This is a genomic window from Marinomonas algarum, assembly GCF_020532605.1.
GTDB lineage: Bacteria > Pseudomonadota > Gammaproteobacteria > Pseudomonadales > Marinomonadaceae > Marinomonas > Marinomonas algarum.
Map to the genome: position 1 here is coordinate 1 of NZ_JAJATW010000042.1, position 8,967 is coordinate 8,967.

8 protein-coding genes and 3 pseudogenes are annotated in these 8,967 nt (G+C 45.6%); 4 read left to right on the forward strand and 7 right to left on the reverse strand.

Annotated features, from left to right (window positions below; translation table 11 throughout):
• Window positions 1-67 precede the first annotated feature (67 nt).
• Window positions 68-643, reverse strand: a pseudogene (locus LG368_RS14845) (IS5 family transposase); the annotation flags it as partial.
• A pseudogene (locus LG368_RS14850) lies at window positions 585-887 on the reverse strand (transposase); the annotation flags it as partial. The pseudogenes LG368_RS14850 and LG368_RS14845, both read right to left, overlap by 59 nt.
• Between LG368_RS14850 and LG368_RS14855 the strand changes: the two are divergent.
• Both LG368_RS14855 and LG368_RS14860 read left to right on the forward strand, forming a co-directional pair.
• On the forward strand, window positions 881-1,282 hold the full coding sequence (locus LG368_RS14855) for an aldehyde dehydrogenase family protein (RefSeq protein WP_420827974.1): 402 nt from the start codon (window positions 881-883) through the stop codon (window positions 1,280-1,282). The pseudogene LG368_RS14850 and the gene LG368_RS14855 sit on opposite strands and share 7 nt — an antisense overlap.
• Window positions 1,283-1,420: 138 nt before the next feature.
• A complete protein-coding gene (locus LG368_RS14860) occupies window positions 1,421-1,960 on the forward strand; it encodes a GtrA family protein (protein WP_226755483.1) in 540 nt (179 codons plus the stop codon).
• Window positions 1,961-1,978: 18 nt separating this feature from the next.
• On the opposite strand, the gene LG368_RS14865 is transcribed toward LG368_RS14860, so the two are convergent.
• Window positions 1,979-3,241, reverse strand: a complete 1,263-nt coding sequence (locus LG368_RS14865) for a sensor histidine kinase (RefSeq protein ID WP_226755484.1) — start codon at window positions 3,239-3,241, stop codon at window positions 1,979-1,981.
• A complete protein-coding gene (locus tag LG368_RS14870) occupies window positions 3,238-3,918 on the reverse strand; it encodes a response regulator transcription factor (RefSeq protein WP_226755485.1) in 681 nt (226 codons plus the stop codon). The genes LG368_RS14865 and LG368_RS14870 overlap by 4 nt, the downstream gene beginning before the upstream one ends.
• A gap of 160 nt (window positions 3,919-4,078) precedes the next feature.
• Between LG368_RS14870 and LG368_RS14875 the strand changes: the two genes are divergently transcribed.
• Window positions 4,079-5,089: a glycosyltransferase family 2 protein gene (locus LG368_RS14875; protein WP_226755486.1), complete on the forward strand. Its 1,011-nt coding sequence runs from the start codon at window positions 4,079-4,081 to the stop codon at window positions 5,087-5,089.
• Window positions 5,089-6,513: an ArnT family glycosyltransferase gene (locus LG368_RS14880; protein ID WP_226755487.1), complete on the forward strand. Its 1,425-nt coding sequence runs from the start codon at window positions 5,089-5,091 to the stop codon at window positions 6,511-6,513. Before LG368_RS14875 ends, LG368_RS14880 begins: the two co-directional genes overlap by 1 nt.
• Window positions 6,514-6,606: 93 nt before the next feature.
• Here LG368_RS14880 and LG368_RS14885 read toward each other — a convergent pair whose 3' ends face one another.
• From LG368_RS14885 to LG368_RS14895, 3 genes and pseudogenes are all read right to left on the reverse strand, one after another.
• Window positions 6,607-7,338 (reverse strand): class II aldolase and adducin N-terminal domain-containing protein, encoded by a 732-nt coding sequence (locus LG368_RS14885; RefSeq protein WP_226755488.1) that lies wholly within the window; start codon window positions 7,336-7,338, stop codon window positions 6,607-6,609.
• A gap of 201 nt (window positions 7,339-7,539) precedes the next feature.
• Window positions 7,540-7,986 (reverse strand): annotated as a pseudogene (locus LG368_RS14890) (IS5 family transposase); the annotation flags it as partial.
• Window positions 7,987-8,092: 106 nt separating this feature from the next.
• Window positions 8,093-8,967 (reverse strand): group II intron maturase-specific domain-containing protein (locus LG368_RS14895; protein ID WP_264194077.1); only part of this gene is annotated, 875 nt, incomplete at its 5' end.

An 8,967-nucleotide genomic window follows, 5' to 3' on the forward strand; every position in this document is an offset into this window, starting at 1 on the left:
AACAACCGGTTTCGTCAGGTAGACATACCCTGCGAAACAGAAATACTTGCAACTTTCAGGTCGCACGACCAAAAAACCATTGCTTTCCCTTTTGGGTTTGGTGCATCTCGGGATCGCGTGCTTTCGCTTTATTCTTGGTTGAACTGGCGGCTTCAATGATGGTGGCGTCGACAATCGTGCCTTCTTTTAAGTAAATCCCTGCGCTGGACAGCCATTTATTGACCTCTTTAAAAAGTTGACGGGAGAGCTTATGTTTTTCCAGCAAGTGCCTAAAATTCATAATAGTAGTGTGGTCAGGGATAGCGATGTCCAGCGACAACCCAGCAAAAAGGCGCATCGACGTGATTTCATAAAGCGCATCCTCCATGGCAGGATCACTCATGTTGTACCAATGTTGCATACAGTGAATGCGAAATATGGTGGACAATGGATACGGTCTTCTTCCTTTTCCGGCTTTTGGGTAGAAAGGTTCAATCACCGCTTCAAGCTGATCCCACGGCATCAGTTCGTCCATTCGAACCAAGAAAATTTCTTTGCGTGTTTTACGACGCTTATTGTTGAATTCACTGTCGCCAAAGGTTGTGGTCAGGGATAGCGATGTCCAGCGACAACCCAGCAAAAAGGCGCATCGACGTGATTTCATAAAGCGCATCCTCCATGGCAGGATCACTCATGTTGTACCAATGTTGCATACAGTGAATGCGAAATATGGTGGACAATGGATACGGTCTTCTTCCTTTTCCGGCTTTTGGGTAGAAAGGTTCAATCACCGCTTCAAGCTGATCCCACGGCATCAGTTCGTCCATTCGAACCAAGAAAATTTCTTTGCGTGTTTTACGACGCTTATTGTTGAATTCACTGTCGCCAAAGGTAAGTTGATGTGACATGGTCAGGCTCGAAGGTTAAAAATGAATTGTCTCATGGAAAGGACTTATTCGCATCTTCCTTAACCGGTGTTACACCAGCCATGAACGTGGCTCAGGAAGAAACCTTTGGTCCGCTAGCGCCGTTATTCTCTTTTGACACCGAAGAAGAAGCCATCGCAATGGCAAATGACACCATATTTGGTTTGGCTGCCTACTTTTTCACTCGTGATCACGGTCGTATGGTTCGCGTTTCTGAAGCGTTGGAATACGGTATGGTTGGCCATAATACGGGGTTGATTTCTAATGAAGTCGCACCATTTGGTGGCATCAAACAATCTGGTCTAGGACGCGAAGGTTCCAAATATGGCATCGAAGATTACCTAGAAATGAAATACATTTGCAGTTCTATTGATTAAGTAGAATCCAGCGGCCTAAGATTTCAAAAAGAGGTAAGACTAAAGTGCTACTTTGTCTATTTCTAGGCATTAGATATAAGAAAGGCTTCTGGTTGGGTTGATCTTGATTCTCTATGCACATCCTAGGGGAATCAAGACTTGCCTCGTTGTATTTCAATCGTTTTCACTTTTTTTCGATGTCAGTGGCGTTACATTCACGCCATGATTGTATTCTTCGAACAGGCTTTTGTACGTTTTGCTTTAGTGGGTGCGAGCGGCTTTCTTGTCGATGTAGCTTGTATGTTACTTTTTTCGACCTGGCTGCCTTTTATTTGGGCCAGAGGCGTCGCGTTTTGGATTGCAGCGACCTCGAACTGGTGGTTAAACAGAACCATTACCTTTGCTCAGTGCCATGATGCTCGCCTCACTGCCACAAGCACCACGAACACAGTATCAATTAAAAATTGGCCGTCTCGAAAAGCCGCGCTACTGCAATGGCTGCAGTTTCTCGGTGGCTCTGTCATCGCCTTTGTCCCCAACTGGGGGTGTTACCTGGCGTTGTTGTCTTTCCATAACAATGTAACCCATCACACACTTTACATTGTGTGGCCTTATCTTGCGATGGCACCGGGTGTGATCCTTGGCATGACGATTAATTACGTCTTCTCCCGCTTTTGGATTTTTAACCCTAATAAATGATAAAGATAAATATGGCTATTAACGAGGCTGAGGAAAAGTCACTGTCGCCGTACAACCAACGCCGTCATTATCAACCAAGCAAAAATCACAATGGTATTTGGTACAAAGACCACGAACAATCATCAAACCCAAGCCATAACTCTCACCATCAGGTTTCCCTTTTAGGCCACAACCCGTATCGATAATAGCCAAACTTTGATCAGACACCTCAATAGTAACCTGACCAGATTCCGTACAAGATATGGCGTTTTTAAGAAGGTTCGCGACTAAAATATGAAATGCCGGAACCGGCAATTTCGTCATAATCTGACCTTTGTGAGCCAGTTCAACCGTCACTGATCTGGAAGTAAGGTACATAAGATGTGCGTCACGAATGTCTTCAAACTCCTTACGCTGCACCAATCGATACGCTATTGAAGATACATCTTCCGCTCTTGTTAAAGACAGCAAGGTTGAGATGTAATCTTCCATTTCCTGACAAGCTTTGTTCATGCGTTGTCGCTGCCTTTCTAAAAATTCTTTTGAATTTGATTTACCCAACAAGGTCGCTACACCTTTCATTACCATTAATGGCGTACGAAGTTCGTGACTGGCATGACGATTAAACGCCTGTTCTCGTTCAATCATGGTGTTAATTTGATTCTGATACGCGTTTAAACGCTCCACCAGCTGCTGCACTTCAAAAGTTACAGCGCCTTCTGGTAGCGCTATGGGCGATAGATCGTTGGGGGTTCGTTTGCCAAGGTTGTCTGACAATAGGGCCAATGGTTGTGTTAAACGCCCTGCAATACGCATCACCACCCATAAACTTACCACTAGCAGTAAAATAGACAAAAACAACTGAAGACTTTGGGTCTTAAACATTTGTACTTCACTGGTTTCGTAGATTTCGTCGTAGTGCAATAAGTACACTTCTTGAGGTTTTCCATTTAACATCACTTGCGATCGCATTGAGAAAATCTCAAGATTCGTATCCGAACTGTCATCCAGCTCATAAGGTTTATCGTCTGTCATGGCGGTATTTAAAACCACCCCCGCTGGCAAACTGGCTTTACCCACATACGCTTCAGAAAATGGCGGCACTGAAATGTACATCAATTCTGTGCCTTGCAGCTGCTCTATCGCAGTATTTCTGTCTTTAAGCATGCGATTTTCAGCATAAATGGTTTCCACATTCTCAATCACAGATTCAAACATGGAAAAATGAAAAGCAACAATGGCAAACGCCACGATTGAGTAATAAGTGAACGTTAACTGCTTGGCGGTTTTTATCCGTTTCATTCCTCACCTTCTTTTACCAAGTGATAGCCTACTTTTGAAACGGTTCTCAGATAGGCGTGATCAAAGGGTTTATCGATGAGACTTCTTAACTGATAAATGTGGCTTCTTAACACCTTACTGTCTGGCTCTTCATCGCCCCACAGGGCGTCGCCTATTTCTTCTTTTGATACCAGATCGGGGGCTTTCTGCATCAAACATTTTAAAATGGTGTACTGGGAAGGGTTCAGTGAGTAACGACTGCCTTCTCGTTGGACAATGCGTGTCTTCATGTCTAATTCAAGCCGACCAAAAGTAAGGGTTCGGTTGGCAACATGGCCTTTCTTTCTTCTGACTAACGCCTGTAATCGAGAGTCAAGAATGTCTAAGTCGAAAGGCTTAACCAAATAATCATCGGCTAAATGTTCGAACCCTGCCAAGATATCGTTTTTCGTATCTCGTGCGGTAAGCATTAAAATCGGAGTATCAATCCCTGCTTCACGCAGGGACTTACACACCGTCAGCCCATCCATTTTTGGGAGCATGATGTCCAACACAATAGCATCGTAATGCTCAGTTTTGGCCAATTCATAGCCTTGCAGACCATTATTGGCGTAATCCAATACGTAATTTTTGATCTCAAAATAGTCAAAAATTATGCCCGCTATGTCTTTGTGATCTTCCACTAACAATAGTTTCATTACACTCTCTGTTAAAAAAGGCAGACAATAAGTCCAGTGTTATCAAGGTAATATAGACCATCACATTGTCACACAAATGTGTGAAAAAAAAGTGAATCACCTTTTTGCGACACTGACCGCTCTAACATGACCTCATCGACTGACATGTTAGGAATTTGTTATGAATACAGTGTCTTATAAAGCTTACGAACAGCTAGCTCCTGCGACTAAAGCACAACCCTTAGTGACGGTGGTGATCCCCTTTTTTAACGAAGCAGAAGTGTTAGCCACTTGTCACGCTAGAGTCTGTATGGCCTTGTCTAACCTCCATCAACATTGTGAAATCCTTTACATCGACGATGGAAGTCAGGACAACAGCTGGTCGCTGGTTAGCCAGTTTAGCCATCCTTTACATCAGGTACGCTGCCTTCGATTGAGCCGCAACTTCGGCAAAGAAGCCGCTATGAGCGCGGGCATGACCGCGGCCTCAGGTCGATGCGTTATCTTGCTCGATGCTGATTTACAAGACCCGCCAGAATACATACCTGAGATGGTGAAAGCATGGGAAGCCGGTGCGCAAGTGGTCGAAATGCAACGTCAAGAACGTCACGGAGAAGGCTGGTTAAAGCGCACCACCGCCCATTGTTTTTACCGTTTTATGTCTCACGTTAGCGACCATCCCATCACCGAAAACGTGGGTGATTTTCGTTTAATGGATCAAAAAGTTGTGGCGGTAATTAATACCTTGCCAGAGCGAACCCGGTTCATGAAAGGTCTACTCGCTTGGCCAGGATTCACTCGCACTATTTTGTCTTTTGATCGTGACGCTCGCTTGGCTGGCACCACAAAGTGGAACTACCCCAAGCTGATTCATTTGGCCTTAGAGGGCATCACGTCGTTCAGTACCAAACCTTTACGCTGGGCAACCATGGCGGGGCTTGCCACGTCGTTCATTACGTTCGTAATGGCCATAGTAATTTTCACAAAAACACTGGTATGGGGCGATGCCGTGGCGGGGTATCCGTCAACCATACTGATTATCTTATTCCTCGGCGGTATTCAACTCTTATCCATTGGTGTGCTAGGTGAATACGTCGGGAGATTGTTTATTGAGTCCAAACAACGCCCTCTGTATGTGCTAATGGACGACGCCATGCAAAAACCCACCTTTCAATCGATGGAAACCAAATAATGTCAAAACGCTCTTTTTCTTTGCCCTCTATTCGATTTTTAATGATTTTGTTGATCAGTTGCTTAGGGCTTCGCCTTCTCTCTTTATCGCTTTACCCGCTCATGGACACGACCGAGGCAAGGTATGGCGAAATGGCTCGCATCATGTTCGAAACAGGCGACTGGATCACGCCAATGTTTGATTACAATGTACCATTCTGGGGAAAACCGCCCCTTTTTACTTGGTTAAGCAGCCTTGGGTTCCGTCTTTTTGGCATCAATGAGTTTGCCGCTCGCGTCCCTCACCTTGCGGTAGGTACTGGTGTTATTGGGTTGGTGTATTTGTTTGCAAAAAATGCCTTTCTTTCAGCCAAAATAGGCTTGTTCAGCGCCGTATTATTGGCCTCTACTTTCTCATTCATCCTGCTCAGCGGCGCGGTGATGACAGACACGGCCCTCACCTTTTCCATTACCTTAAGCATGATCAGCTTCTGGCAAGCTTGGTCGCATCGGGGTAAGTATTGGGGGTATCTATTTTTCGTTGGACTCGCCCTTGGTATGTTGTCTAAAGGTCCCCTTGCTGTGGTATTAATCGGCATGAGTTTGACCTTATGGCTTTTGCCAAACGGACGTTGGAAGCGCCTTTGGGAGGTTTTACCTTGGGGATATGGCAGCTTACTCTTCTTGCTCTTATCAGTGCCTTGGTATGCCATGGCAGAGTATAAGACGCCCGGATTTTTAGACTATTTTATCGTTGGCGAACACATAAAACGCTTTATCGTAAGCGGTTGGCAAGGAGACTTGTACGGCACAGCCCACGAAAGAACCCGCGGAACCATCTGGTTGTATGCGTTTATTTCTATGTTGCCATGGAGTCCTATTTTATTATGGCAATGGGTGCGATCAATCCAAGAAGGTAAAGACACAGAGGAAAGATCCGATGGATTTGGGAGCTTTCTTCTCTTATGGATGATAGCACCGCTACTATTATTCAGCTTTTCAGGTAATATTCTCGCCAGCTACACCATGCCCTGTTTGCCGCCTGCCGCCTTATTATTGGCGCATCTTCATCAGCAACGCCCTTTGCCAAACTGGCTTTATAAAGTGGGGGTCATTACCCCCATTCTGCTCATCACACTGGTCACCACACTGCATTTTGAGATAATTCACCCCAAGTCACAAAAGGCGATACTGACTGTTTGGGAACAACAAGCGGAAGCCCTAGAAAGTGATTTGTTCTTTTTACATAAGCGCCCTTTCTCTGGCCAATATTACTCTGGTGGAAAAGCAAAGAAACAACAAGGAGAGGTGACTACTTGGCTTCCTTTGCAACAACGGCCCTTTTTTATTGTTCAACCGAAAAATGCTTCGACGATCTACCCCGATTGGACGTGCACCAACAGAGGCGAAACAAAAAAAGAAACCCTACTGTTTTGCACACAATAGCTAGAGGGTATACCTATATACAAAGCCAACAAAGCCGAACATGGTGTTCGGCTTTGTTGGTAACTGGCTTAGATGAACGCTAGAAAGCGTTTGTCAATCTAGGAAAGACGGATCTTGCTTGATCATTAACAACTTCATTTCTTCAAAATGCTGTCTCGAGAAGTCTGTAATACCTTCCCAATCACGTGCTGTTTTTTCTGCCACCTCATCAGATAAAACATTCAATGGCTGTCCTGTTGACTGCGCCGTGATCAAAATCTGGCACGCTCGCTCAAGAGTCCAGATATCGTCAAAAGCGACACCAATGTCAGTTCCTGTGACCATGACACCATGGTTGCCCATCAGTAAACGACTGTTATTTTCAAGCAACCCGGCTAAGCGGGCGCCTTCAGCGACCGTATCGGCCATACCGCCAAACATAGTATCCACAGAGACACGATTAAAATAACGGGCCGTATTCTGTTCAATCGGAAGAATTTGAGGAGACTTCATCGTAGAAATTGCAGTGGTGTAAACAGGATGCAAATGCATAGCGACACGAACATGTGGTAGCCGCTGATGCAGTTGTCCATGAATAGACCATGCCGTTGCATCGACTTCCGGACGCTCTGCTGTGGATGCGTCGTCCGCATCTAACAGTAGGAGGTCACTGGCACACACTCTAGAAAAATGCTTCCATTTTGGGTTGATCAAGAATTGTTTGCCATCGTCGGAAATCGCAGCACTAAAGTGATTTGCCACCGCTTCATGCATACCTAAATGCGCAACAATTCGTAGAGACGCCGCAAGATCGATGCGGGTTTGTTCCTCTAAAGAAAGAGCCATACATTACTCCAATAACATTGCGCGCACGGTGTTCGTGCACGCAGAGGTGACTGTAAAATAGCTTAGGAAACTACGATTAAGAAGTCGCAAAACACTCAACCTCTCTCTTTCGAATAAAAAAGCACAGGACTCTACTTGTTTTGATGCTTTTTCACCACTAAACAAGGCTTATTTAGCCTTGTTTAGTGGATTTTAAACGGATTAACCCCTTGCCGCCCGTATCATCTGGTCAACCCTAGCCACATTGGCTAAGGCAAACAGCATCGCCAGTTTGTTATCATTTTTCTCTAAGCCGCGATAGACGACTTTCCTAAAACCAAACTGACGCTTTATGATCCGGAACGGGTGTTCTACTTTTGCTCGAATGCTGGCTTTAATGTATTCCGTTCGGATAGGTTGCTTGTTTATCCTTGGATGTTTCTTGAGATGACGCACCTTGCTTGGCATCTCAGCAATCAACCAATCTGCTTTGATGTCTTTGAGCTCTTCTCGTTTTTGTGCACCTCGATAACCTGAATCCGCCGAGACAAAGCGTTCTTCACCATGAAGCAGATGTTCTGTTTCTGTGATGTCATGTACGTTGGCGGCTGTTGTGCTTAGGCTATGAGTCAGGCCGGTTCTCGCGTCCACGCCAATATGAGCTTTTAGTCGGGTAAGGACAGTGTGTTACCACACCATCCTCCCCTAAGAACCGTACTTGAGAGTCACCCCTCATACGGCTCAAGCCTCTCAACAGCCTTGATATGACCGAGCTTCACAATGGGGAAATCGATCGATGGCGGCGCTCCAAATAAGCGTTCCATGTCGGATTGTAGGGATTCACTGCACTACGTATTTTAATGTGCCTTACGATCAGAACGGTCGATGCTGAAAACAGCCGCAACCGTTGGCTTATGCCATTAATCCGATCATCAGACGCAAACACCCAGTGTCTTGCCCCTTCAACATGGAAGTATTTTTTCTTTACCCATTTCGCACCTTTCATGGCGTGCCTACGCACAGCCCATCGCCACAGAATTCGCCAAATTTGATGGTCAATCCATGTAAAACGAGCCTTAGACACAATATGGCGGTGATACATCGCCCAACCTCGGATTACCGGATTGATATTCAGAATCAGGTTCGCCTGTGTTGCCGACTTGTTTCCATTCACTATTTTCCGGACCTTATCTAAAAGCGCCTTCACGCTTTTACGGGCAGGGGTAATCAGTAGCTTGCCCGAATACTTACGTATATTTTGGCCCAGAAAATCGAAACCTTGTGCGATATGCGTGATCCTAGTCTTTTCGTCTGAAAGCTCCAAGCCCCGTGCCTTTAAGAATACCTCAATTGCCGGGCGAACTTGGTGCTGCAAGACCTCTTTCGAAGCCCCTGTCACGATGAAGTCATCAGCATATCTCACGACGTGGATTTTAAACGGGCGTCGTGGTGTATCTTTTGGAGACACGCTTATATTAACTGCCTGCTCTAGCCCATCCAACGTCAAATTCGCCAGTACCGGGGAGATGATTCCGCCTTGCGGCGTACCGGCCTCGGTAGCGAATAAGGTTCCTTTCTCCACATACCCTGCTTTAAGCCATTTACGCAGCACGACTTTATCCATGGTTATGTTTCTGAGCAGCCAATCGT